Consider the following 25,704-nt stretch of genomic DNA (forward strand, 5'->3'; position numbering starts at 1 on the left):
TGCTACTTGCGCGCGAAAGGGTGTCATTAGCGTTTCGCGCGCAAGCGCCCTCCCACAGAACATGTATCAATAATTGAGTCGTAGGATGGGTTAGATGTGAGTACAACGAACATCGTAACCCATCATGAATATCATGGGTTACGTCCTCGCCTTGGCTCGGCACTAACCCATCCTACAAATTGTATTAAAAGAGAAAAATATGGGTATTTTTGAAAGATATTTATCGGTTTGGGTTGGCCTTGGCATTGTGGCGGGTGTGATTCTGGGCAGTATTATCCCCGGTGTGTTTGAAGTCATTGCATCGTGGGAGTTCGCTCACGTTAATATTTTAATTGCGGTATTAATTTGGTTGATGGTTTACCCAATGATGGTGCAGGTGGATTTTTCGTCTATCAAAGACGTGGGTAAAAAACCAAAGGGTTTAGTGCTGACGTTAGTGATCAACTGGCTAATCAAACCCTTCACCATGGCGGCGCTGGGGTGGTTGTTCTTCAAAGTATTTTTTGCCGATATGGTGGATGCACAAACCGCGAACGAATACATCGCCGGTATGATTTTATTGGGCGTGGCGCCTTGTACCGCCATGGTATTTGTATGGTCGCAACTCACCAAAGGTGACCCAAATTACACCTTGGTTCAAGTCAGTGTGAACGATGTGATCATGGTGTTTGCCTTTGCGCCGATTACGGCGTTTTTACTAGGCATGACCGACATTACCGTACCGTGGGAAACGTTATTACTTTCAGTTGTATTGTATGTATTATTGCCATTAGTGGCGGGTGCTATTACGCGTAAGAAATTAGACAAACGTGACGATCATACAAAACTCAATAACTTTCTTGCTGCAGTAAAGCCGTGGTCAATTGTGGGTTTGATTTCAACCGTGGTTTTATTATTTGGCTTTCAAGCGCAAACCATTTTAGATAAACCTGAAGCCATCGTGATGATCGCTATTCCGCTGGTTATTCAAACCTATGGTATTTTCTTTATTGCTTATGCGTTTGCTAAATACTTAAAATTGCCACACAACATTGCGGCCCCTGCTTGCATGATTGGCACAAGTAACTTCTTTGAGCTGGCGGTTGCGGTGGCCATTAGTTTGTTTGGTTTGCATTCTGGTGCGGCGCTGGCCACAGTGGTGGGCGTATTGGTTGAAGTGCCTGTGATGTTGAGTCTGGTCTGGTTTGCTAATCGCACGCGTCATTGGTTCTAGCCGCTAGCTTAGCTTTGGTATCCATTTTTTATTTGGCTACATTATATGTAGCCATTCGTTGTTATAAAATCAGCCTCGCTGAAGATTCTAATACTTGAAAGTTATCGTACCTAATTTTGATATATCAAAATTAGGTACTCAGTTTTAGAAAAGTTCATATTATTTAAATTATACTAACCTTAATGATATTTATATTGAAATGTCAGGTTATATATGAAAATAAAAAGCTTACTTTTGCTGCTTTTTTTAATTTCTGTTTCGGGCTGTATTACTACAAACGTAAAGGGATATTCGGACCCGGAATTCTCATATTATAAAATATCTAATATGGCTGTAATGACAAATTCTAATGATCCTGTTGCATTGGATTTAGTATTGATGGCTATTAAAAGAAAATTAAGCTCTCATCGAGTTACCATCTATGATTTTTGGGAAATTGTTCCTTATTCAAAAAGTAACGACCAAAAAGAAGTAAATAAACGTTTAGAAAGATATAATATTGATACTATTTTTTACATAAGCTTTGGGTCTGTGAACAGTCTCCAATACTTAGGTAGTATTAACAATACAACCACTACCTTCCATGGAAATAAAGCATATTCATCTGGATACTCCACTCCATTAATCAGCGAAAGTAGAGATACATTTGGTATTGCAAAGCTAGTAAATGTCTATTCTGGTGGTGAAGTTTGGAGAGGACAGTTTTCTTCAGAGTCATCCGGGGTATTGTTTACAGGAACAGATGTTCATACTAAAAATACGATTGATCAAATTATGTCTGAGCTATTTAAGCATCAATACTTTAATGAAATGTAATAAATCTGGTCGATTGGTGTCTTTCATTCATCAAATGTGAATACATACTGACCTAATACAGTGCTATAATCACGGCATTACTACCCATCTTGTCTGACACTGCGTCACTTGGAATCCAATGAAAAAGACCTTTACCCTAGCCCACCCTAAAAAGAAGCCTGCACGTGTTGTAGACGCGATTAAGTCTGAGGTGAAAAAGTACATCAAGCGTGAGCGTAACAAGAAGCTGCCACAAGACACCAACTACTGGGCGTTTGATTGTAAGTTCGGTATGACCGAAGACGAAGCCCATGAAGTGCACCAAAATGCCATTGGCAAAATGATTGATGCTGCGGTAGTTGCTGGCCAAGACTCTTTTTATGTTGAAGTGGTCGCCCGCGCTGATTTTCGTGCACGTAAAATTGAAGATTAGTTAAGGCTGTAGGGTGGGTTAGTTGAGAGTCGAACGAACAGCGTAACCCGCCATGTATTTGATGGGTTACACTCGTACCCATCCTACGAGCTCGAAAGTTTCAACAGTTAAAAGAAAAAGAGCGCTTAGCGCTCTCAGACTGCTGATAAACCCCAGTGTTTTCACTGGGGTTTATTCATTTCAGGGCAATTTAAGCGCCTCCTTGCTCAATTTATTCTCACCTCATATATCTCAATTTAATATTCCACCCACACTTATCGAGCTTTAGTTTGGCCTGATAAGGCTTTTCTGACAGGCATTTTTAATGCAAAGCGCTTTACGCTGCCATTAATGCGATCTTTTTCATATTTTGCGCAGCGGCCGTCATTAAGCACTGCATTTGCACTTTGTGTTTGCCTCGAAATTGCGCGTAGCGATAGCCGTGTAATTGTTTGGCATCTGCAAAACTTCTTTCCACCGTTTCCTTTCGCCTTGCGTAAAGTAGTTTGCCTTTGTCTGTTAAGCGGTGTTCGTTGATTCTATCCTTGCTGCCTTCCCAAACATGCCGCGTGATCACTTTTGTGTGATTTTGACTGTTGGTACAGCGCGTTAAGTCTGGGCAGTGTTGGCATGCGTTTGCGTCGCTATGATATTGGCGATAGCCTTCTCGAGTGGTGGTGCGATAAAAAACATTCTGTCCTTGTGGGCAGGTGTAGAGATCTTGTGTTTCATCGTAAACGTATTGGTTTTTGTAGAAATACCCTTTTTTATGCGTGGGTCGTCTGTAGCCCATGACACCATAAAGGTTTCTATCTTCGATGCCTTTGCATAACGCTGCGGTAAAATACCCAGCATCCAAACCCACATGCTGAAGATTAAATCCAAAACGTTGCACCTGTCTGTCGAGTCTTGCTAGATACGGGACACTGTCGTGAACATTACCCGCCGTGACGTGTACGTCGGTAATGATGTTGCAGCGTGCATCAACTGTGCGATGGTCTAAATAGAAAAACCCCTTTGGCTTGTTATCACGCACCATGTAGCCACTGTCTTTGTCTGTGGTGCTTTGTTTGATGTCTCTCGATTTATTGGGCGTCTCTGACCGCGACGCCAAGGGCTTTTTTCCGTGATCTAGCCTGTCTTGCTCAACCGCTTTATCCAGCTCATCCATATACGCTTGGCGTTCAGCTTGTGCTTGCACTTTAATGTGCTTGTTTTTATTGGCGTTGGCTTTCAAATGAGTAGAGTCGGTATAAAGGGTGGTTCCGCCCACCAGCTTCTTCTTCATGGCTTGCAGCACGATTTCATCAAAAATCTGCTGATAGACATCGGATTCTTTAAACCGTCGAATACGGTTTTGGCTTAAGGTGGAGGCATCGGGAATCTTGTCGGTTAACCCAAGACCTAAAAACCACCGATAGGCCACGTTAACCTGAACCTCGCGGATTAATTGGCGCTCGCTGCGCACGCCAAATAAATAGCCGATGAATAATAATTTGAACATCAAAGTGGGATCTAACGCCGGTCGGCCGTTATTGGGGCTATAAAAGTCTTTGACTAAATCGTGAATAAAACTGAAATCCACTTTCTGCTCAATCTTGCGCAGAAGATGGTCATTAGGCACAAGCTCGTCAATGGAAACGAACTCAAGTTGCGACTGTGTTTGGGGGCGGTCATTTAGCATGGCCCTATTATAAAAAATCCTCACCTAAAAAGGCGAGGACTTTGTCAGCAGTCTGAGAGCGCTTAGCGCTCTTTTTTTATGCCTGTATCACCCAACTAACCGGCGGTGATGCCACCATCAATAACTAGGTTTTGCCCGGTCATAAAGCTCGATGCATCACTGGCAAGAAAGATAGCCGCCCCCACTAATTCTTGCGGCTTGGCCATGCGTTTCATGGGAATTTTTTCGATTTCTTTATCAAAGATAGCCGTGTTGTTTTTTAGATCGGTGAGCATGTCTGTATCAATGAGCCCTGGGCAAAGAGCATTTGCCCTAAACTTATAGGGCGCCCATTCAATGGCCAATGATTTGGTTAGCATCGAGACAGCGGCTTTACTGGCAGAATAAATAGACGATACATCGCCGCCTACCACGCCCATAATCGAAGACATGTTGATGATATTACCGCCCAGCTTACGGTGGGTTTTGTGATAGGCCTGACAGCAGCGCATAACCGAAATAAGATTAATATCCATCACTTCTGTCATGCGTTCGTCATCTAACCATGATGCCAACGTGTGGTCAGCAACCCCCGCGTTATTAATCAAGCAGTCGACCTTTTTACGTTTGCGTACCAAGCCGTTAAATAAATTATTCATGGCCTCGCGGTCACGTACATCAATGGCGTGGCCTTCTAAGCCTTGCTCTTCGTGCATCCATTCAACAGACTCAGGTTTGCTGCCTGTGCCAATCACATAAGCCCCTGCATCACGCAGGCCCAATGCGATGGCTTTACCGATGCCGCGGCTGGCACCTGTGATGACAACGATTTTGTTGTCCATGCTGAGAGGGTTTTGATACATAAAAAATCCTTTTCATTTACGTGTTATTTTTATTCGTTTCCTATACTAAACAGCATTTTTGGCGATCGCCAGTGGTAATCTTTATTTTTGTCGTGATGCGAACGATTACGCTTAACCTGTAGGAGTTGCGCCCTGCGCACGAAATCTGAGACTTACATATTTCAATTATGTTTGGGTGGTGAATTATCTAGTTTACATCGCTCGCCACAATAGATTATTTGAATGATCAATGCTTTTGGTATCGCGCTCAGGGCGCAACTCCTACAGGGTTTTGTTGTGTTAAAAATAGTAGGTCGGATAAGGCACGAGGAACGAGCACTGCCATCCGACGTTTGAATTATTTATATTGGCTGGTATTGGTTGCTATTTGATTGGCCGGCCGTTTGTGTCGGAAGGCGCTTCGCTTTTTGACTTGTGCACTAGAGATGATTTTTGTTTTTGCCGTGATGCGAACGGATTTGCTTAACCTGTAGGAGTTGCGCCCTGCGCACGAAATCTGTGACTTACATATTTCAAATATGTCTGGGTGGCGAGTTATCTAATTTACATCGCTCGCCACAATAGGTTATTTGAATAATAAATGCTTTTGGTTTCGCGCGCAGGGCACGACTCCTACAGGGTTTGTTGTGTTAGAAATGGAAGGTCGGATAATGCGCTCGCTTTTTGATTTATGCGCTAGAGATAATCTTTGTTTTTACAGTGATGCGAACGGGTTTGCTTAACCTGTAGGAGTTGCGCCCTGCGCACGAAATCTGTGACTTAGATATTACAATTATGCTTGGGTGGTGAATTATCTAATTTATATTATTTGCCACAATAGATTATCTAAATTATCAATGCTTTTGGTATCGCGCGCAGGGCACGACTCCTACAAGGATTTTGTTGTTTTGAAAATGGTGGGTTGGGTAAGGAGCTTCGCTTTTCCGACCGATCTGCTGATTTGATCAAAGAAAACGCCTTATAGCCATTTGATATAATAAAACACTGTAAATCATGCGAATAATAAAATATTTATAATTATCAATAGGTTAGAAATTATTATGTAAATAAACAGAACACTAATGCTGTGTTAATTCGATAGAAAGTGTATTTTTAGGCTTAAGATGCATCAAAAAAACTGATAGATCTTGATTGGGAATGATATAATGAACAGGCAGTTTATCTGCTGAAAATAACGTCCTAGATTAGAAACTTTCCAAGGGGACTGATCTAGGAGTCAAGTAGCTTCATTATAATCAAAACCTACAACACTGCAAGAGCGTTTTCAGGTCGTGATTAAATGAATTTGAGGAAGCCTTTATGGATTTTTGGATGTTTTCATTTTTTACAATTGCCTTGATTGTAATTATTCTTTTTACTTTTTTCTTACTAAAAAAAGAGAGTATATTAGTAGGGCAAATTTAAAAATATTCTTTTCGAACGTATCAATTCATTTAAGTGTAAAAAAATTCAAGTAACACTTTAAATTATTATTTTTTAAATAATTGGGTTTTCCAAGGATTACCCATGACCTTAAACCTTTAGAGAATTTAAGTATGAAAAGAGATTGGAATATAATTAGAGATATTTTGCTAAAAATAGAATCAAATCCAGCTGATGGGAGGCCTTTAGAGGTTGCGGATTTTTCGAGTGATTTAAAGTTTGAATATAGTAAGCACGTTGAGATGTTACTTGAATTTAAACTAATTAGCGGGAAGTTGGTTTTCCAATTAAACCCACCAAACTATTATGTTATTACTGGCATGACTTGGGAAGGTTATGAGCTATTAGACACTATCAAAAGTGATACTGTTTGGGAAAAAACAAAATCGATTATTTCGAGTGCAGGAATCAGTGTTGGGTTGCAGTTACTTAAGGAAATTGCAATTTCGCAGAGCAGAGATTTATTAATAAGCTGAGTGTAGTCATAGGGCCGTCAGTGGCGAAATCAGAGCTAGGCGAAAATCTTTTTTCGTAAGGATTTTATATATCCATAAATGACGCATGAAAAAAGATTTTTAACAACGCTCTGGTGAGTAAACTAGGCACTAAAGGTTGTCGGTAGGATCGATGTCCAGCGACCACCGCACCCTATTAAAGCCTTTAACCTCATACACCCCATCCAACACCAATTTAATAAAATGATGTAGCAATTTACGATTAGGACTGTTTACCCACAACTGACTTCTAAAACGCCCAGCGCGTAATTCCATGGGTGAAGGCAGTGGCCCTAAAAATGAAATGCCGCTAAGTTGATTATTCTTTTGATGCCAGTTAAATAATTCGCGCACGCGATATAAAAACTGTTCCGCTTCTTTTGGGTTAGGGCTATCTGCGCGCACGAGTGCTTGAAACCCATAAGGTGGCAAGTGTTGTTGTTTGCGCTCGTCTAATAAAGCCAAGCTTAATGCGTGGTAATTTTCTTCAGTGAGCAAGTGCAATAATGGGTGGTCGGCAAACTCGGTTTGTAAATAGGCGCGCCCTTGATCTTTTTCACGCCCGGCACGCCCGCTGACTTGCAGTACCAGTTGGGCGGTTCTTTCCATCGCGCGGAAATCGGCGCTAAAAAAGCCGCTGTCGATGTTGACCATAATCACCAAGGTCACTTTGGGAAAGTGGTGGCCTTTGGCTAACATTTGCGTGCCGATTAAAATACAGGGTTCGCCCGCGTGTACGGGTTCAAGCAACGTTTCCATTGAATCTTTTTTGGCGGTGCTGTCACGGTCAATGCGAATGACAGGCACTTGATTAAACTGCGCGCTTAAATGACTCTCTAAACGCTCGGTGCCCACACCCATGGGGTGGATTTGATTGCTTAAACATTCTGGGCATTGGCGTGGCAGTGCGCTTTTATTGTCGCAGTGGTGGCAATGCAGATGGGGCGGCTTTTGATGCAGCGTCATTTTGGCATCGCAGCGTTTACATTCGGCGATCCAGCCGCAGTCTGGGCAATATAATGTGGGTGCAAATCCGCGGCGGTTAATAAAGACCAATACTTGTTGCTGCTTATTTAATGTTTGCTGAATTTCAGCGAGCAGTTCATCCGCTAGGCCATGATTGACCGCGCGTTTTTTCATATTAAATATATGCAACTTGGCGTCGGTGGCGTTGCCCGCGCGTTCGCGCAAAATAAGGTGCTGGTATTTATTGGCTAATGCATTTTGCAGGCTGTCTAAGCTTGGGGTAGCGCTGCCTAATATGATGGGCACATCTAATAATTTTGCGCGCATGACGGCCACATCGCGGCCATGGTAACGAATACCGTCTTGTTGTTTGAAGCTGGCATCGTGTTCTTCGTCAATGATGATCATGCTTAGGTTGGGCGCAGGGGTGAAGACGGCGCTGCGCGTACCAATAATAATTTGGGCGCGATCGGTTTGTGTGTGTTGCGCGGCCATGATCCACGCGTCTAAGCGCTCACGGTCGGTGAGGGCGCTGTGCAGTAATAGTATGTCGGCATCAAAGCGTTGGGCAAAGCGCTGAATCATTTGTGGGGTGAGGCCAATCTCGGGCACCAGTATTAATACTTGCCTGCCTGCTTTTATATGAGGGGCAATACTTTGTAAGTAAACCTCGGTTTTACCAGACCCAGTGACGCCGTCGAGTAAGTAAGGTTGAAAGTGTTGCTGGGCGCTGATGGTGGTAACTGCGCTTTGTTGTTCATCATTTAATGTTAGGTGCGCTTGGTTGGCTTGGCCGTTAATTGCCTCAAAACTGGGTTTTTGTGTTTCGCTGATGAGACCTTTGTCTTTAACCGCGTTAATAATGGCAGAGGTAAACCCGGTTGCGGTTAGGTCTTTGTGCCAAGCGTCGCCTGCTTGTTGTAGGTGCTCAACTAAGGCTTGTTGTCTGGGGGCACGTTTAAGTGAGGCGATGACGTCTGCATCTGCGCTTGCGACCATGTGATAAACCGCTTCGCAGCTTGGGTTCGCCGCTTGGCCTTTGCGTAATAATACGGGCAATACAGTGTGTAAACACTCACCAATTGGCTGGTGATAATATTGGTTTAGCCATAAGCCAATATCGTAGATGTCTTTACTTAATAGTGGTTTGTGGTCGATACGGTTTTGAATGGCCTTGAGTTTATGCCCTTCGCTTTGCGGTTGACTGCGAATATCCACAATGATGCCGACCATAGTACGCGGGCCAAAAGGGACATTAACGCGCAAGCCTGTTTGGTATTGGCTCATATCACAACCCGCCTCAGGCAGGTAATCGAAGCTGCGATTGAGGGGGGCGGCAATGGCGACGCTTAAATAAAAAGGTGCCGTCATGGAATCTCTTACTATTATTAGATGACGATAAGGCGAGTGTATCACGGCATTGGGCTGGTGATAGGCCCGTAAGATTAGAAAAAATCTAATGATGACGGGCACTTATCTAAAGGTTGAAAAAGTGCATGCAACTGGGGAATGCTTTTGATAAGATGCGCGCTCCCTAGAGGTCTGTAATTAATCTAGTCCAGCGGTGCTTATTGAGGCTCAGCGTTTCCCACTCTAGGTACGGGGAATGATAGAGAATAAGTGGCGGCATAGGAAAACGAGGTCATTATGAGAGAAGGTATTCACCCTAATTACGAAGCGCTAGAAGCGACTTGTTCTTGCGGTAACGTAGTAAAAACAAATTCTACTAAACCAGGTACTATGCACTTAGACGTATGTTCTCAGTGTCACCCGTTCTACACTGGTAAGCAGAAGACTATGGACGCTGGTGGTCGTATTGATCGCTTCAAGAAACGTTTCGGTGGTCGTGTTAAGTAATAGCATTGATATCAAAACGTGGAGGCTTCGGTCTCCCCAAAAAAGGCGCTCATTGAGCGCCTTTTTTGTTTTTGTCTTATGATGACTTAGGTCAATATCGTCTTGTTTTGATAAGAAGTGATTAAATAACAGTCAGTTAAAGGTTGGAATAAATGCTCTACGGGGTATGAACTGTTCAATTTTTGCGTAATAATACGCGGCCATCGCCTGACGCGAGCGGCCTGGTTGGCCCCAGGTTGGTGAAAACTAACTAACGGAATTTGTCAGAATGTCAGATTTTAAGCAAGATGCATTAGATTACCATCAGTTCCCGAAACCTGGGAAAATCAGCGTAGAGCTTTCTAAGCCTGCTGAAACTTCACGTGACCTTTCTCTAGCGTACAGCCCGGGTGTGGCTGAGCCAGTTAAGGCGATTGCAGAAGATCCAGAAAATGCTTATAAGTACACTGCCAAAGGCAACCTAGTAGCGGTTATTACAGACGGTTCTGCTATTTTAGGTTTAGGTAACTTAGGTCCTTTAGCTTCTAAGCCTGTTATGGAAGGTAAGTCTCTACTTTTCAAACGTTTTGCTGGTGTTGATTCAATTGATATTGAAGTTGAATCTGAAAGCCCACAAGCGTTCATCGACACCGTTCGTCGCATTGCAAATACCTTCGGCGGTATTAACCTTGAAGATATCAAAGCACCAGAATGTTTTGAAATCGAACGTGTTCTTAAAGAACAGTGCAACATCCCAGTTTTCCATGATGACCAACACGGCACAGCGATCGTAACGGTTGCGGGTATGTTGAACGCACTTGAAATTCAAGGCAAAAAAATTGAAGACGCTAGCATGGTTGTATTAGGTGCGGGCGCAGCTGCAATTTCTTGTTCTAAGCTGCTAATCAGCGCAGGCATGAAACCAGCCAACATTTACATGCTTGACCGTAAGGGTGTTATCCACTCAGGTCGTGAAGATCTAAATCAATATAAAGCTATGTTTGCTGTTGAAACGGACAAACGTACTTTAGAAGACGCAATGGACGGTGCTGATATCTTCCTTGGTCTTTCTGGTCCTGATCTATTGGCACCTGAGCTGTTAGCGAAAATGGCTCCAAACCCAATCGTGTTTGCTTGTTCTAACCCTGATCCAGAAATCGCGCCAGCACTTGCTCATGAAGTACGTGATGACTTGATCATGTCAACGGGTCGTTCTGATTACCCGAACCAAGTAAACAATGTACTAGGTTTCCCATTCATCTTCCGTGGTGCACTTGACGTTCGTTCAACGGCTATCAACGAAGAGATGAAACTAGCAGCGGCTTATGCCATTGCTAAGTTAGCAAAAGAGCCTGTTACTCAAGAAGTGTTAACAGCTTACGGCGTTGACTCTATGGAATTCGGTAAAGAATACATCATCCCTAAAGCGACGGATTCTCGTCTTTTAGGTATCGTATCAAATGCAGTAGCACAAGCGGCTGTTGATACTGGTGTTGCTGCTTTGCCTATGCCAGCTAACTACCCGCTTAAGTCTATTTCAGACATCTAAGAAGGCGAGTAAAATGCTAGCAGCATTGTAAATGCTGCCTAAAAAGAAACCCAAATGCTTCGCGGTATTTGGGTTTTTTTATGGGGCTCTGTTTGACGGATAACTGGGTTGAGTCATGTGTGTCTGAATTGACCCATAGTTTAAAACAACGTATAACAGCGCCACATGTTATTTGATGCCAAGCATCATCAGGGAATACGGTGAGCCGACTATATTGGTCAGGTAAGTCCGTAACTGTACCCGCAACTGTAAGGGCCTTACTGTTTAGTAAGGCTTAAGTCAGATACCTGAAATAACACTGTATTGAACCGGGCGGGGATTACCTGGCAATGATCTTTTCACGTTTGGTGTGATGCCATTTGTTTTTCTGATCTGTCTATTATCCCGGTTTAGCGTTCGCCTTTGCTAATGGAGCCGTGATGACACGTATAGTATTTTCTGCCGTTCTTCTTTGTTTTTTATACGAGCAGGTTTCTTTGTTCGCATGCAGTCTATTGCAAAGCTTGTTTGTAATAAAAAACCATGTGTTAGCAACGGCATTTTTAAACGGTCAATAATCAAATGCCTTTACTCCTTGAAAGCGCCATTATTATTTTAAGTGCCCTCATTTTAGATGCCTTATGTGGAGAGGTAAAACGCTTCCATCCGTTGGTGATATTTGGTCATTATGTAACGCGTTGTGAGCAGTTTTTTTATCCTAAAAAAGAAGTGAAACAAGCGGCCATATTAATGCGTGGTATGTTGTCTTGGTGTGCCGCGGTATGCGTACCGACAAGTCTTTTATTGAGTGTGTATGTGATAAGCCCAGATTGGCTGCAAACTTTATTGAGTGTGATTGTGTTGTATTTTGCCATTGGCGCACGCAGTTTATCTGAGCACGGTAATGAGGTAGCAAAACCATTGTTCGCTAATGATATGCTTAAAGCGCGAGAACAGCTTAGCATGATAGTGAGCCGAGATACTCAAGATTTAAATGAGACACAAATTAGCAGCGCCACCGTCGAAACCATCACCGAAAATACTCACGATGCCGTCATCGCCCCTATTTTTTGGTTTTTAGCGTTGGGTGTCGCTGGTGTTATTGTATTTCGCTTAGCCAATACATTGGATGCCATGTGGGGCTACCGCAATGCGCGCTATGAGTACTTTGGTAAATTCAGCGCACGAGTGGATGATGTATTGGGCTGGCCCAGTGCTAGGCTTACAGTGGGTTTGTTTATAATAATTAGTGTCTTAAAAGGCCGTATTAAAGGTGTACTGCGCATTAATACATGGGCGCGTAGCTGGTATAGCCCAAATGCCGGGCCGGTGATGGCGGCAGGGGCATTTGCATTGAATGTACGTTTAGGCGGCCCAGCCCCTTATCACGGTGTGCTAAAATCTCGGCCTTGGTTGGGTGATGGTGAGCAGCCTAAGGCCGCACACATAAAACAATCAATATTATTAATGTACCAAAGCAGTTATGTTTTGGTTTGTATTTTATTCGCAGTGGGCGCCATACAATGGCTTTATTAACAGCGCAAAATCTTAGTTGGCTGGTGAGTGATAACGCCATTGTCAAAGATGTGAGCTTTAGCATTAACAAAGGCCAATTTGTGGGATTAATCGGCCCTAATGGTGCAGGAAAGTCCAGTTTGATGCGCTGCTTGTATCGGGTAAACGCGCCTACGTCTGGCCACGTTTTATTTGAAAAAAATGATGTGTGGCAGTTATCGGCAAAAGATAATGCAAAAAATATGTCGGTTATTTTGCAAGAACACAGTGATCATTTAGGTTTAACCGTGCGCGATGTGGTGTCGCAAGGCTTAACCCCTCATAAAAAGTTATTCCAATGGGATGATGAAAAAGACGCGGCACAAATAGATGCAATAATGCAGCAAATGGACATTACCGAATTAAAGCGTAAGCCGTTTCAATTATTATCCGGTGGTGAAAAACAACGGGTCATGCTGGCCCGTGCATTAGCGCAAAATACTGAATTGCTCATCATGGATGAACCCACCAATCATTTAGATGTTCATTACCAAACCGATATGATGGCCAAGGTGAAATCGTTAAATAAAACCATACTGGCGTCGTTTCATGATTTAAATTTAGCGGCCGCGTTTTGCGATTACATCTTAGTGTTAGATAAAGGCCAGCTAGTGGCCAGTGGCACGCCAACACAAGTACTAACACAAACATTGATTAATAATGTGTTTCGCACTCATACCATGGTTGATACGCACCCTGTCAATGGTCATCCAAGAATTACTTACCAATATCATGATTAAATTATTCAGTTATATTTTCATAGGGTTTTGCATTGTATTAATCAGTGCGGTGATGGCTGTGAGTTTTGGTGCGGCCAATATTTCAAGTGGCGATGTGTTATCGGTTTTATTTAGTCTAGTGGGCGGTGAAAGTGATGTGTCTGATATTAAGCAGCGTATTATTCTTGAACTGCGCATTCCTCGTTTGATTCTTGCTTTTTTAACGGGTGCGGGTTTGTCATTAGCCGGTGCTGTGTTACAAACCGTCACCCGTAACCCATTAGCCGACCCCTATTTATTTGGTATTGCATCGGGCGCATCGTTTGGTGCGGTATTGGTGATAGCTTCTATTAGTGGCGGTGCCGGTTGGGCAGTTGGCCAGATGAGTATTACCACAGGCGCATTTATAGGTGCCGCGTTTTCAGTTTTAATTGTTTTGAGTTTAGCGGGGCGCGGCGTGCAAATTGAACGCATGCTACTGGCCGGTGTGGCATCGTCGTTTATGTTCAGTGCGGGCACCAGTTTGGTGTTATATGCATCTGACCCAGAAGCGGCGGCGTCATTATTGTTTTGGACATTAGGCAGTTTTACTCGCGCAAATTGGAATAACTTATTGGTACCAAGTGTTGTGATTATGAGTTGCTTGGTTTTATTTTTAGGGTATTCACGTGCATTAAAAGCCGTGTTGGCAGGGGATGAAACGGCAAAAACCCTTGGTGTCAATGTGACACGATTACGCATGGGCATGTTGCTGTTAAGTTCGTTGCTTACCGCAACCTTAGTGGCTAATACAGGCGGTATTGGTTTTGTGGGATTGATGATCCCGCACATTGTGCGCCGGCTATTACAAAGCCATCAGCAGTATGTGTTATTAGCGTGCGTCGTGTTTGGTGGCGTGTTTATGGTGTGGGTGGATGTGCTGGCCCGCTCATTAGTGGCCAACAATGAACTCCCCATTGGTGTGATCACAGCAGCCATTGGTAGTGTGTTCTTTTTATTAGTGCTGCGTAAGCGTTCATGGATTGACTCATGATGTTTATTGAGAGAAATCAAAAATGAGTGCGCCATTATCCATACATCCAGTGCATGGTGGTCAGCTAGAGACTTATGCAAAACATTACGACATCGCTAACAATCAATGGTTAGATTTAAGCACAGGCATTAACCCCAAGGGTTATCCACAGCCCAAGATTCCTGACTCAGTGTTTCGTGATTTACCCAATGAAGACGATGGCTTACAGCAAGCGGCCTGCAAGTACTATGGCAGTGATGATGTATTAATGGTGCCAGGCTCCAGCTGGGCGATTCAATGTTTGCCAACGGTTTTACAACAATATGATGCGCAGATAACTAAAGTATTACTGCCGACCATTGGTTACAGTGAACATGAGCGCGCTTGGCGAGCATCGAATGTTGAGGTGGTGTTTTATCATTATGCCCCGACCAACGCGCAACTACAGGATTGCGATGTGTGTGTATTGATTAACCCTAACAATCCTAGTTCGCACTTATTATCGAGCGAGGTTGTATCGGATATGGCTCATCAACTGAATACACATTCTGGTTGGTTAATGGTTGATGAGGCCTTTATAGACACACAACCGCAAAATAGCGTAATACAAAACCAGTTGGATAATGTCATTGTATTGCGTTCGTTAGGCAAGTTTTTTGGTTTAGCAGGTTTACGTGTTGGCGCGATCATCGCTAATGATAATCTACTTAAAAAGTGTAGCGAGCTTTTACCCCCATGGGCATTAAATAATCCGGCACGCTTTATTGCTAAACAGGCTTTGCAAGATAATGAGTGGATTAACCAAACAACGTTAACGCTTATGCAACAAAGTAACAATCTTGCTAGTTTATGCGAAAATACTTTTTTAGTTAAAATTAAGTCGGCACTTAAAATAGTCAAAACCGATTTTTTTGTAACCTTAATTTTTGATGCTAAACATGATGCCTTTAAGTGTCATCACACTCTATGTGAGCAGGGTATTTATACACGACTTCTGGATAATAAAAGCGGCATTCGTATTGGCTTGCCTAATAATACTGATGAGAACTGGCAGCGTTTGGAGCATGCCTTTATGCAAGTGGCCAATGAATTAATCAAGGAAAAAAACGATGTTGATGTTGTATAAAAAGATGCGGCATAAAAAGATAGTACATGAAAAAAGAATACTTGCGTTCAACATAAGTGCACTGCTTTTTATGTTGTGTGTTGTAATCAATACAAGTCATGCTCAAACAGAAAAAGGCGCACAACGCATTATTGCGCTGGCGCCTCATTCAGTAGAGCTTTTATATATGTTAGGGGCCGGTGACCGTATTATTGGTACCACCCAATATGCAGACTACCCAGAAGCCGCAAAAGCCATTCCGCGCATTGGTGGTTATTCCGGTATTCAACTTGAGCGAGTATTAGAATTAAAACCCGATTTAGTCATTGCTTGGAAAGGCGGCAATAAAGATCAAGACATTGAACAAATGCAGGCATTGGGTTTACCAGTGTATTTAAGTATTACCAAAAGACTTGATGATATTCCAAAAGAAATGCTGTCTTTAGGGGATAAGTTGGGCTTGCAAGCAAGCGCAAAGCAACACGCACAGGCATTTAATCAACAGTTAGCAAAATTAAGAGAAGACAATAAAGATAAGCCAAAGGTAACCGTGTTTTATCAATTATGGAGCGAGCCACTACGAGCCATGGCGGCAGGTTCATGGATTAATGAATTAATCACAGGGTGTGGCGGCGTAAATGTATTTAATGACAATAGCCTGGATTATCCACAGGTGAGCATTGAAACGGTTTTACTCGAAAACCCAGACGTGATTATCATACCGTCACAACACGGCAGTAAAATTGAAGCTGGGGATAAGTGGGGCGTATGGCCTGAGATTCCGGCGGTTAAAAATAAACAAATTCATTTTATAAATGGCGATATAGTGCATCGCTTTTCTGGGCGAATTCTACAAGGCATGCAAGCGGTATGTGATGTATTAGACCAAGCCCGTGCAATCAAAACTGATAAAAAATAGGGGCCAGCATGACGGATCAAGAGCAAAAGCATAAAGAGAAAATGCAAAAGCAAAAAGAAAAGATCGATGCGAATATTGCTAAGGCCGATATTGAGCGTGGTGTTGTTATCGTTTTAACCGGTAATGGCAAAGGCAAAAGCAGCTCAGGTTTTGGTATGGTATTGCGCGCCCTAGGATACGACCACAAAGTAGGGGTTGTGCAGTTTATCAAAGGCCAGCAACTAAGCGGTGAAGAAATTTTCTTAAAAGAAAAAGCGTCACTATTACCTAACTTTGAGCCAGAAGATTTTTACCAAATGGGCACAGGGTTTACTTGGAATACCCAAGATAAAAGTGGTGATATTAAAGCAGCCGAAGATACATGGGCTGTGGCCGAACGTATGTTAAAAGATGATCGTTATGATTTGGTTTTGCTAGATGAGCTAACCTACATGATCGGTTATAAATATTTAGATGAAGCCCGTATTTTAGACGCCATAAAAAATCGCCCAGCACACCAAAGTGTAGTGGTAACCGGACGTGGCGGCGGCAGTGCCTTGCAAGAACTATCCGATACAGTATCTGAAGTAAAAGACATTAAGCATGCTTACAAAAGTGGTATTAAAGCGCGTAAGGGTGTGGATTATTAATTGAGCCTGCCCCTCATTTAGAACATAAAAAGCCGTAGGATGGGTTAGCGAGGTACGAGCGTAACCCATCATGTAATTGACGGGTTACGATTTCGCTGCGCTCGATCTAACCCATTCTACTGAGTACAGTGTGATAGCCGTAGCCCCACTTTTTAATGACACGACTTCTTATACTTCTGCAAGCGCCAATAATTATACGGCCAAGGCGTTAAAAACCCAGCCAGTAAGGCAATGGGAATCACCCACCAAGTTAAAATAGCACCACCTGTTAGCAAATAATCAGTGCCATTCATGGCGATTTCCATGGCCAGCATAGAAATAAAACTCATCCCCAGTGCGGTTTTTAATGCGTGTTTAAACTGAAAGCCATCGCGCAATAAGATGATTGTTTCTAGCAATATGCTGGTGAGTAAACCGTTCATGGTGGCCAGTAGCATAACGCTGAGAGTTGATAATTCATGAGGCGTGAATTGAAAGTACGCAATGGTACCAAAATCACCGATGGCACAGCCAATCAAACACCATTTGGTATTGTGTGCGCTTTTAATCCAGTTTTGTTTGTTTTGCCAAAATTGATTCATGAGGTTGCTCCTTGATTGGAGCCATCATAGCGCAAGCATTAAAGCAGGCTGTTATAGGATTTTAGCTAGATGTTACATAGTTTATGGTTTATCGATTTGACGGCGCAGCGAGGGTGATTCTAATGAGCGAAAATAGCTTGGTGTCATGCCAGTTGTTTTCTTAAATTGGCCACTTAGGTGCGCGACGCTGCTAAAGCCTAAATTGTATGCAATTTCACTGAGGGATTGTTCGTTGTAGACCAAAAGCTCTTTTACTTTCTCAATGCGCTGGGCAATAAAATACTGCTCAATGGTTAAGCCTTCTACTGATGAGAAAATTTGGCTTAAATGCGAATAGTCGGCGTGAAGGTTGTCACTAATGAGTTTAGACAGCGTTGATTTAGTAGCGCTTTGATGCGTAATTTCGTGTAAACAAATACGCTTAATGGCTTCGATGGTTTTACTTTGTTTGTTGTTTAGAATTTCAAACCCAAGTGCCATTAGCTCGTTATTTAAGGTTTGGTATAGAGGTGTTGTTGCATCTAACTCAAACTGACCAAAATCAATTACCCCAAGCTGTACGTGGTGATATTCAATCGTGAGTTTTTGCAGGGTTTGCTCTACAGCCATAATACAGCGTTGGCAAACCATATTCTTGAGATGCAGTTTCATCGTGCTCGCCTTTGTGTGTAGGGTTATATAAACAAAAAACGGTCAACATCGCTATGGTTTATGTCAGTGGTTAAGTACTGATTAATATTGGCATAAAAGTCGAATAGATTAGGTGTCTATATCGTTAATGGCTAAGCCATTAAGTTATTTAGTATCATACTGTGTATTTGAGTGGTGTTTAATATTAGTAGGTCGGCCATTGGCCGACAATAAAAGGCACATGCTTAGCCATGTAAAGCATGCTTCATAAAAAAAACCGCAGGTATTGCTACCCGCGGTTTTTTATTTCGTGCATCAAACATCTGTTCCCAGATATTTGAATGATGGGTTCTTAGAAAAGAACACGTGCACGGATAGTACCTTCAACTTCTAGTACTTTTTCAAGTGCTAGTTCACCGGCTGCCGCGTCAACGTCAATCACAACATAACCAATGTCAGCGGTTGTTTGTAAGAATTGACCAAGAATGTTGATGCTGTTTTCAGCAAAGATCGCGTTAATCTTATTCAGTACACCCGGTACATTTTCGTGGATGTGAAGAATGCGGTGGAAGTTACCATGCTGTGGCAAGGAAACCTGTGGGAAGTTAACCGCAGATAGCGTGGCGCCCGTGTCAGAGTAAGTAGACAGTTTTTCGCCCACTTCTTTACCAATGTTCGCTTGTGCTTCTTGGGTTGAACCACCGATGTGCGGAGTCAGAATCACGTTATCTAGGCCGCGTAGTTCCGATACGAATTCGTCATCGTTGCCTTTAGGCTCTTTCGGGAATACGTCGATGGCTGCGCCGCCAATGTGACCGCTTTTAAGTGCGTCAGCCAATGCAGGGATATCCACAACGGTACCGCGCGCGGCGTTGATGAACAGGCCACCTTTTTTCATTTTGGCGAATTCTTCTGCGCCCATCATGTCTTTCGTGTCGCCAGTTTCAGGTACGTGCAACGATACGATGTCAGACATAGCCAATAGCTCGTCCATGGTTTCAACTTGCGTCGCGTTACCCAATGGTAATTTAGTTACGACGTCATAGAAGAACACCTTCATGCCTAGGCCTTCAGCCAATACAGATAGCTGAGTACCAATGCTGCCGTAACCGACAATACCAAGGTTTTTACCACGAATTTCATAGCTGCCCACAGCCGACTTGATCCAGCCGCCACGGTGACATGCGGTGCTTTTTTCAGGGATGCCACGTAACATTAAGATGGCTTCACCTAGCACTAATTCAGCAACTGAACGGGTGTTAGAGTAAGGGGCGTTAAATACTGGAATACCACGCTTAGCAGCAGCGGTTAGGTTAACTTGGTTGGTACCAATGCAGAAACAACCTACGGCAATCAGCTTTTCTGCGGCTTCGAACACTTCTTCGGTTAATTGAGTACGAGAACGAATACCCACAAAGTGCGCGTCTTTGATTTTTTCTTTTAGTGCATCACCCGTTAAAGCGGTTTTAACGTATTCGATGTTGGTGTAACCAGCAGACGTCAAAGTATCAAGGGCAGTCTGGTGAACGCCTTCTAATAACAGAATGCGAATTTTGCTTTTATCTAACGATGTATCTGTCATGGTCTGAGCCTTATGAACGGTGAAGCGTTTTATGGCGGCCGAATATTGGTCTTATGGGAGAAGGCCCTGCCAGTATGGGTCGTGTAAAACTTGAGTCTAAATTAAGGCGCATATGGTATCATAATCCACTTTGAAAGAAGCCCCAGCGGCTCGGAAATGTATGCAACAACTGTTGCAAATGGCTCATATAGCCAACCATGCCGCCTTTAGAGACTGTATTTTAGGGTAACCACATGAGTCAAAACGCCGTAATTAGCCGCCTACAAGCCATTCTTGGTGAAGACAAAGTCAAAACCGACGCCGACAGTTTAGAAACCTTCGGTAAAGATTGGACCAAGATCTACGCCCCTAAACCCCTTGCAATAGCGTTCCCAAAAACCACTGAACACGTGGCTGAGATCGTCAAAGCGGCCAACGAATTAGAGTTCGCCATTGTGCCATCTGGCGGTCGTACCGGTTTAAGTGCTGGCGCGGTTGCAGCCAACGGCGAAGTGGTGGTTGCGCTTGATTATATGAACACCATCAGTGATTTCAGTCTAACCGACCGCACCGTACGGTGTGGCGCTGGCGTGATTACTGAGCAGCTACAAGTCTTCGCTGAAGAACAAGGCTTGTACTATCCTGTGGATTTCGCATCAGCCGGTTCTAGCCAAATTGGTGGCAATATCGGCACCAACGCAGGCGGCATTAAAGTCATCAAATACGGCATGACACGTGATTGGGTTGCGGGCATGAAAGTGGTTACCGGTAAAGGTGACATACTTGAGCTCAACAAAGACCTTGTGAAAAACAACACAGGTTACGACTTACGTCAATTGTTCATCGGTGGTGAAGGTACGCTGGGTATCGTTACCGAAGCCACTATGCGCTTAACCCGTACGCCTAAAAACTTAAATGTATTGGTGCTGGGTGTGCCGGAATTAGACGCCATCATGCAGGTGCTACACGCTTACCAAGGTAAGATGGATTTAACCGCGTTTGAATTTTTCTCTCACAAAGCCATGAGCAAAGTGATTGCCCGCGGTGATGTACCGGCTCCATTTGAAACCGAAGCCGAATACTACGCACTGATCGAATTTGAAGCCCTAAGCGATGCCGATATGGATAACGCCATGGAATTGTTTGAGCATTGCATGGAAGAAGGCTGGGTGATCGACGGCGTGATCTCACAAAGCGAAACCCAAGCGAAAAACCTATGGCGCTTGCGTGAAGATATTTCTGAAACCATCGCTGAATGGACGCCATACAAAAACGACATCTCCGTTGTGGTATCAAAAGTCCCGCCTTTCTTAACGGAGATCGAAGACGTGGTGAACAAAGAATACCCAGACTTTGAGATTATTTGGTTTGGCCACATTGGCGACGGTAATCTGCATTTAAATATTCTTAAGCCAGACGCGTTAGCCAAAGAAGAGTTCTTTGAAAAATGCGCCAAGGTCAGCACTTGGGTATTTGAAATTGTCGAAAAATACCAAGGTTCTGTTTCAGCAGAACACGGTGTCGGCATGACTAAAAAACCATATCTTAAATATACCCGTAGCGCCGTTGAAATTGATTACATGCGTGCTATGAAAGCGGTGTTTGATCCGAAGAATGTGATGAACCCGGGTAAGGTCATCGACGCGTAGCATGAAGTAGAAAGCAGGTGGGAGGGCGCTTGCGCGCGATTAATTGGAATATTATAGCTAATCGCGCGCAAGCGCCCTCCTACAGTTAGAATATTATTTGAGACGTTTTATTAAGTTATAGGAATCAAGGATGATTCATGACAGTGCTAAAAGGCTCTTCAGATATTAGGCGAGGCCGCCAATCAATTATCAATACGGCATATCATGTGACGTTTACCACAGAAAATCGGAAATCTATTTTTAGAGACTTTGGTGCTGCTAACATGTTTAGACACTGTTTAAAAAACAGTGATGATCAGGGGTATTCAAAAACATTAACCTTTTGCATCATGCCTGATCATATTCATTGGTTGTTTGTATTAACCGAAGGTGCTTTATCCAGAACGGTAGCGAGAGTCAAAGCAGACTTCTCTCGTAGGTCAAAAATGAAAATTTGGCAAGACGGCTTTCATGATCATGCTATAAGGTCAGATGAATCTTTAATTAATGTGGCTCGTTATATTGTTGCAAACCCACTGAGAGCTAACTTAGTAAGAGAGTTAGGAATGTATCATTATTGGGATTCAGTCTGGTTAGCATAAAATAATTTATTATGTTGTGGGAGGGCGCTTGCGCGCGATAGGCTCCCGTATAAAGTTATCGCGCGCAAGCGCCCTCCCACAGGTAGACAGTTTTTATGTTTCAACATCAAACCATTGAAAACCAAGTTTTAGATTTACCTTTAGGAAAAATCGTGTGTGTTGGCCGTAATTATGCCGAGCACGCCAAAGAGCTGGGTAATGAAATCCCAGATGCGCCTATTTTATTTATTAAGCCAGCCACTTCAGTTGTGAGTTTAGAAAATGGATTTTCAATTCCGCAAAACCAAGGCAGTGTGCATCACGAAGCCGAAATCGCTTTATTGATAAACAAAGAAGCTAAGAATATCTCGGCTGATAATGCTTGGGATTATGTCAGCCATGTAACGGCCGCACTGGATTTAACATTACGTGACGTGCAAAGTCAGTTAAAAGAAAAGTCACACCCGTGGGAAATTGCAAAAGGCTTTGACGGTGCTTGCCCGTTAGGTCAATGGGTGAGTGTCACTGAGTTATCAAATAAAGAAAGCATCGCCATTGAGCTTATTAAAAATGGTGAGCAAAAACAAATAGGCAATAGCATGCAGATGATCACTTCGATTCCTGATCTTATCGCCTATATAAGTACTATGTTTACGCTGCAACCAGGTGATGTGATTTTAACGGGTACACCAGCAGGGGTTGGGCCATTAGAAAGTGGTGATGTGTTAAAAGCAGTATTAGATAGTCAGTTTAATTTTGAATCACAAGTACTGTAGCAACAAACCTATTATCTTTGTGAACAACGTCAATGTACTGAGTATGTGAGAGACGAATATGGAATTACTCAAGTGGTTTAAAAAGCCAGTTAAATGGTGGGTCGGTTTATTACTGATTGTACTGGGTACTATATTGATGCGCCAAGTTTATGTTTGGGAGTGGGCGCAGCCTGTGGGCGGTGCTACAGTGTTTGTAGGTATTGTGATGGTACTATTGTTTGGTCGAGTGCGAACAGAAAAAAACGAAGAATCATAAGTGATTATTTTTAATCTAAAAAGCCGCTAAAAAATAGCGGCTTTTTATTTTATTTAACGAATCTTAAATTATTGTGAAACCCAATTCCCTTCGTTAGATAGATCATTGGCATTGATCCAAACATGAGTCAGGCCGCCTTTTGCTTCTTTCAGTGCCTCGTTTTCTTTGCTGTTTTTCGGTGCGCTAAAGCGATAGTCACCTAAAATATCACAAGCGTTTTGGCCATCGCTCCAAACATCGCTGTAGGTTGAAATGTTCCACTCATTGGTTTGGTTATGCTGGCATGCAAAGAAGTGTTGGTTGCCACAGTTGGCATCATCCCAACGACCGTTGCCCCATTGCACGGCGCAATCTTGATTGCCGCCGGAGTTATTTGGCTCGTTTGTATCCCATGACCAAATCCCCGCAGCCATGCGACCATCGTTATGGGTTAGGTCATCTAGGTTCACAATGTTACCGCCGTTTTTAAAGGCTTGTGTGACATCGCCAGCTTCAATGCGTTTAACTGAACCATTAGTAAAGAATGCACCAATCGCACCGACTGCAGTACGATCTTCCCATATACGGTTAATGTCACCCAAGCCAGTGAATGCTAAGTTTTTCATGCCTGTATTCGATGAGCAGCCACCGTCTTTCCAAAGCACCACTTGTTTACCGGCAGCACGCACTTGGTTTTTGGTTAGTGTATTGGGTATAGATTGACAGCCATTGCTGGCATAAACCTTACCGGCTAATTTGTCATTAATAATGTTAAGCAGTTGTTGATGGCGACCATCAGTATGATCTTCAAAATATAAAATGATGACTTCATTTGGGTTTTCATTTAACCAGCGACCAACCTCTGCAACGCCGTCTTTTACAAATCGATCCGTTAAGCTGCAACCCAAGTGTAGGTCACCTAGGTCAACGCCAATACCAGAATGGCACAATAGTAAGTCTGTGCCCCATTCCCAAGGCCAGCCATGTGTGTGAGCTGTCCAGTGTGCATCAAGTTCGATAAAGCGGGCACCAATGCGCAGTTGATCATAGATGGTCTGTTTTTGCTGTGGGTCTAGGTAGCGAGTGGCGTTACGATATTTTGTTGAATTGTAAGTATTGTGTGAGCCTAAAATATTATTGTCCGCTAATGGCGTGTCTGCATCCATACTCCGTTGATGCGCTAACGCTTTGCCTGCCCAACTGGTTTGAAATTGGGTGATCGCATCTACGCTTGCGGCTGCTTGAGGTGCGGGCTTGGCACTCATGGCATGGCCTAGGGATGACACTAATAAGGCTGATATGAACACTCCGGTTAAATGGGTGAGTCCTTTATATTTCATTTTTAGTCTCTTGTATGGGTATGTGGAAGATAGCGGATTTTTTATTTTTATAATCAACTATTACGAACGGCTATTCATGTTTAAACCACTCAGTTGGTTCATGCAAATGCATATGACAACTTGGCCGGAAATGCTATTGGATTGGCCGCAATAGTGATCAGTTTTTGTTGGCTGATTTTTATATGGCTTAAATGATCTAGTATCTAGATGCATTTGTTATATATGAAATTTGTTAATGATGTTGAATGTTGAGCAAGAACGATACAGGGGTGAAGTGTTCTGTTGATATGGCGTTAATAGCGGACTAAAAACCTTCAACGATAAAAAGTTTTTAGTCCGAAGTTGGGAGATAAATAATGAATAAAAACTAAATATTATTAATTAATAACATTATTTTTTAATGAATGGCGAATTGTCCTTCTAAATCTAGACACGTTTTTGTTACTCTGGATTCACTCCAAGCCTGTTGGCCGTTTGAATAGTAGTGGTTGTCATAAATAAGAGATTGAGGGTCGTGATAGTCTAATTGGATATTCTTACAACGCGCAATGCGGTACTCACTTGGGCACGCTTCAGATTTAAATTGAGCCTCAGTTAATGATTCGCAGCCTTCTTTTAAATCATTTAGTTTATGGTTTAACGATGCGTTGATTGGGTATTCGCGGCATTGACTGTAGTGCGTGTTCAACTGGCATGAAAATCGTTTTGCATTTTTAAGCGATGCAATGCGTAATTCAAGCGTTCGTTTTTCTTCTGCTTCATGTTGTTCGTGGTCGCCCGTAAGGTCATCGTTTAGTACGTCAAATTTTGAATCAATATTACTGCCCATGACTGTGACGGCAAAAAGACTGATTAAAAGACTGAGTGATGTTTGAGTGATGAATGTCATAATATTTACCGAATAAGAATAAAGTGATAAAAAAATCGACCGACAAAGTCGGCCGAGTTTCATTAATCAAGCGCTTCGTATTTACGAACAAGGTCTTCACCACAGGTGGTGCATGAGACTTCTTGTGTGCATCGGAAGCTTGTATTTTCTTCTTCTGTTATGGCGGTACAGTGAGCAGATAGTCGCTCTACCTTACCTGGGTAGCAATTATCGACTGCTTCTTCCCAAGCTGCTTCGATTGCCTCTTGTTTTGAATGCCCCCAATGTTGGCCCTCTTCAATAGTGGCTTCGCAGTCGGTAAGAGCCATGGCTCCATTTGAAAACAGAAGTACAATTAAAAAGAAGGCTTTCAT

25 protein-coding genes and 1 riboswitch are annotated in these 25,704 nt (G+C 43.0%); of the genes, 16 read left to right on the forward strand and 9 right to left on the reverse strand.

What is annotated here, in order from left to right:
• The first annotated feature begins 199 nt into the window (after positions 1–199).
• The 3 genes from arsB to ACU6U9_RS08140 all read left to right on the forward strand — a co-directional run bounded on the left by arsB (position 200) and on the right by ACU6U9_RS08140 (position 2,441).
• Complete coding sequence (gene arsB / locus ACU6U9_RS08130) at positions 200–1,213, forward strand: ACR3 family arsenite efflux transporter (protein ID WP_446734532.1); 1,014 nt, start codon at positions 200–202, stop codon at positions 1,211–1,213.
• Between the two features lie 213 nt (positions 1,214–1,426).
• Complete coding sequence (locus ACU6U9_RS08135) at positions 1,427–2,029, forward strand: hypothetical protein (RefSeq protein ID WP_446734533.1); 603 nt, start codon at positions 1,427–1,429, stop codon at positions 2,027–2,029.
• A 118-nt stretch (positions 2,030–2,147) separates the two neighbouring features.
• Positions 2,148–2,441 carry a DUF6172 family protein gene (locus ACU6U9_RS08140; RefSeq protein WP_446734534.1) on the forward strand — a complete coding sequence of 98 codons (294 nt, stop codon included), beginning with the start codon at positions 2,148–2,150 and terminating at the stop codon, positions 2,439–2,441.
• Between the two features lie 316 nt (positions 2,442–2,757).
• Here ACU6U9_RS08140 and ACU6U9_RS08145 read toward each other — a convergent pair whose 3' ends face one another.
• The gene (locus ACU6U9_RS08145; protein ID WP_446734535.1) at positions 2,758–4,104 is read right to left on the reverse strand and encodes an IS1182 family transposase; all 1,347 of its coding nucleotides are present in this window, start codon (positions 4,102–4,104) and stop codon (positions 2,758–2,760) included.
• A 95-nt stretch (positions 4,105–4,199) separates the two neighbouring features.
• Positions 4,200–4,946, reverse strand: a complete 747-nt coding sequence (locus tag ACU6U9_RS08150) for an SDR family NAD(P)-dependent oxidoreductase (RefSeq protein ID WP_446734536.1) — start codon at positions 4,944–4,946, stop codon at positions 4,200–4,202.
• A gap of 1,535 nt (positions 4,947–6,481) precedes the next feature.
• Between ACU6U9_RS08150 and ACU6U9_RS08155 the strand changes: the two genes are divergently transcribed.
• A complete protein-coding gene (locus ACU6U9_RS08155; protein ID WP_446734537.1) occupies positions 6,482–6,844 on the forward strand; it encodes a DUF2513 domain-containing protein in 363 nt (120 codons plus the stop codon).
• 129 nt (positions 6,845–6,973) lie between these two features.
• Here ACU6U9_RS08155 and ACU6U9_RS08160 read toward each other — a convergent pair whose 3' ends face one another.
• Complete coding sequence (locus ACU6U9_RS08160; RefSeq protein WP_446734538.1) at positions 6,974–9,199, reverse strand: primosomal protein N'; 2,226 nt, start codon at positions 9,197–9,199, stop codon at positions 6,974–6,976.
• Positions 9,200–9,475: 276 nt separating this feature from the next.
• Here ACU6U9_RS08160 and rpmE point away from each other — a divergent pair, with 276 nt between their 5' ends.
• The 8 genes from rpmE to cobO all read left to right on the forward strand — a co-directional run bounded on the left by rpmE (position 9,476) and on the right by cobO (position 17,130).
• Positions 9,476–9,685, forward strand: a complete 210-nt coding sequence (gene rpmE / locus ACU6U9_RS08165) for a 50S ribosomal protein L31 (RefSeq protein ID WP_446734539.1) — start codon at positions 9,476–9,478, stop codon at positions 9,683–9,685.
• 268 nt (positions 9,686–9,953) lie between these two features.
• Positions 9,954–11,213 (forward strand): malic enzyme-like NAD(P)-binding protein, encoded by a 1,260-nt coding sequence (locus ACU6U9_RS08170; RefSeq protein ID WP_446734540.1) that lies wholly within the window; start codon positions 9,954–9,956, stop codon positions 11,211–11,213.
• A gap of 147 nt (positions 11,214–11,360) precedes the next feature.
• Positions 11,361–11,522: riboswitch (cobalamin riboswitch) on the forward strand.
• 252 nt (positions 11,523–11,774) lie between these two features.
• Complete coding sequence (gene cbiB, locus ACU6U9_RS08175) at positions 11,775–12,728, forward strand: adenosylcobinamide-phosphate synthase CbiB (RefSeq protein WP_446734541.1); 954 nt, start codon at positions 11,775–11,777, stop codon at positions 12,726–12,728.
• Positions 12,716–13,486 (forward strand): ABC transporter ATP-binding protein, encoded by a 771-nt coding sequence (locus tag ACU6U9_RS08180; RefSeq protein ID WP_446734542.1) that lies wholly within the window; start codon positions 12,716–12,718, stop codon positions 13,484–13,486. Before cbiB ends, ACU6U9_RS08180 begins: the two co-directional genes overlap by 13 nt.
• Positions 13,479–14,498 (forward strand): FecCD family ABC transporter permease, encoded by a 1,020-nt coding sequence (locus tag ACU6U9_RS08185; RefSeq protein ID WP_446734543.1) that lies wholly within the window; start codon positions 13,479–13,481, stop codon positions 14,496–14,498. Before ACU6U9_RS08180 ends, ACU6U9_RS08185 begins: the two co-directional genes overlap by 8 nt.
• A gap of 22 nt (positions 14,499–14,520) precedes the next feature.
• Positions 14,521–15,603 carry a threonine-phosphate decarboxylase CobD gene (gene cobD / locus ACU6U9_RS08190; protein ID WP_446734544.1) on the forward strand — a complete coding sequence of 361 codons (1,083 nt, stop codon included), beginning with the start codon at positions 14,521–14,523 and terminating at the stop codon, positions 15,601–15,603.
• Positions 15,587–16,501, forward strand: a complete 915-nt coding sequence (locus ACU6U9_RS08195) for a cobalamin-binding protein (protein WP_446734545.1) — start codon at positions 15,587–15,589, stop codon at positions 16,499–16,501. Before cobD ends, ACU6U9_RS08195 begins: the two co-directional genes overlap by 17 nt.
• 8 nt (positions 16,502–16,509) lie before the next feature.
• Positions 16,510–17,130, forward strand: a complete 621-nt coding sequence (gene cobO, locus ACU6U9_RS08200) for a cob(I)yrinic acid a,c-diamide adenosyltransferase (RefSeq protein WP_446734546.1) — start codon at positions 16,510–16,512, stop codon at positions 17,128–17,130.
• A gap of 152 nt (positions 17,131–17,282) precedes the next feature.
• Here cobO and ACU6U9_RS08205 read toward each other — a convergent pair whose 3' ends face one another.
• The 3 genes from ACU6U9_RS08205 to serA all read right to left on the reverse strand — a co-directional run bounded on the left by ACU6U9_RS08205 (position 17,283) and on the right by serA (position 19,923).
• Complete coding sequence (locus ACU6U9_RS08205) at positions 17,283–17,711, reverse strand: DUF4396 domain-containing protein (protein WP_446734547.1); 429 nt, start codon at positions 17,709–17,711, stop codon at positions 17,283–17,285.
• An 81-nt stretch (positions 17,712–17,792) separates the two neighbouring features.
• The gene (locus tag ACU6U9_RS08210) at positions 17,793–18,362 is read right to left on the reverse strand and encodes a helix-turn-helix domain-containing protein (protein WP_446734548.1); all 570 of its coding nucleotides are present in this window, start codon (positions 18,360–18,362) and stop codon (positions 17,793–17,795) included.
• Between the two features lie 331 nt (positions 18,363–18,693).
• Entirely contained in the window at positions 18,694–19,923 is a 1,230-nt protein-coding gene (gene serA, locus ACU6U9_RS08215; RefSeq protein ID WP_446734549.1) for a phosphoglycerate dehydrogenase, read from the reverse strand.
• A 233-nt stretch (positions 19,924–20,156) separates the two neighbouring features.
• Between serA and ACU6U9_RS08220 the strand changes: the two genes are divergently transcribed.
• The 4 genes from ACU6U9_RS08220 to ACU6U9_RS08235 all read left to right on the forward strand — a co-directional run bounded on the left by ACU6U9_RS08220 (position 20,157) and on the right by ACU6U9_RS08235 (position 23,143).
• On the forward strand, positions 20,157–21,551 hold the full coding sequence (locus tag ACU6U9_RS08220) for an FAD-binding oxidoreductase (RefSeq protein ID WP_446734550.1): 1,395 nt from the start codon (positions 20,157–20,159) through the stop codon (positions 21,549–21,551).
• A gap of 137 nt (positions 21,552–21,688) precedes the next feature.
• Positions 21,689–22,132 carry an REP-associated tyrosine transposase gene (locus ACU6U9_RS08225; RefSeq protein WP_446734551.1) on the forward strand — a complete coding sequence of 148 codons (444 nt, stop codon included), beginning with the start codon at positions 21,689–21,691 and terminating at the stop codon, positions 22,130–22,132.
• A gap of 95 nt (positions 22,133–22,227) precedes the next feature.
• Entirely contained in the window at positions 22,228–22,887 is a 660-nt protein-coding gene (locus ACU6U9_RS08230; RefSeq protein WP_446734552.1) for a fumarylacetoacetate hydrolase family protein, read from the forward strand.
• Positions 22,888–22,945: 58 nt separating this feature from the next.
• On the forward strand, positions 22,946–23,143 hold the full coding sequence (locus tag ACU6U9_RS08235; protein WP_446734553.1) for a hypothetical protein: 198 nt from the start codon (positions 22,946–22,948) through the stop codon (positions 23,141–23,143).
• 68 nt (positions 23,144–23,211) lie between these two features.
• Here the strand turns inward: ACU6U9_RS08235 and ACU6U9_RS08240 are convergent, their stop codons facing one another.
• The 3 genes from ACU6U9_RS08240 to ACU6U9_RS08250 form a co-directional block, all read right to left on the reverse strand.
• Positions 23,212–24,462 carry a phosphatidylinositol-specific phospholipase C domain-containing protein gene (locus tag ACU6U9_RS08240; protein WP_446734554.1) on the reverse strand — a complete coding sequence of 417 codons (1,251 nt, stop codon included), beginning with the start codon at positions 24,460–24,462 and terminating at the stop codon, positions 23,212–23,214.
• A gap of 397 nt (positions 24,463–24,859) precedes the next feature.
• Entirely contained in the window at positions 24,860–25,351 is a 492-nt protein-coding gene (locus ACU6U9_RS08245) for a hypothetical protein (RefSeq protein WP_446734555.1), read from the reverse strand.
• A gap of 62 nt (positions 25,352–25,413) precedes the next feature.
• Positions 25,414–25,704 (reverse strand): hypothetical protein, encoded by a 291-nt coding sequence (locus ACU6U9_RS08250; protein WP_446734556.1) that lies wholly within the window; start codon positions 25,702–25,704, stop codon positions 25,414–25,416.

The sequence above is a fragment of the Pseudomonas sp. HK3 genome, assembly GCF_052920985.1.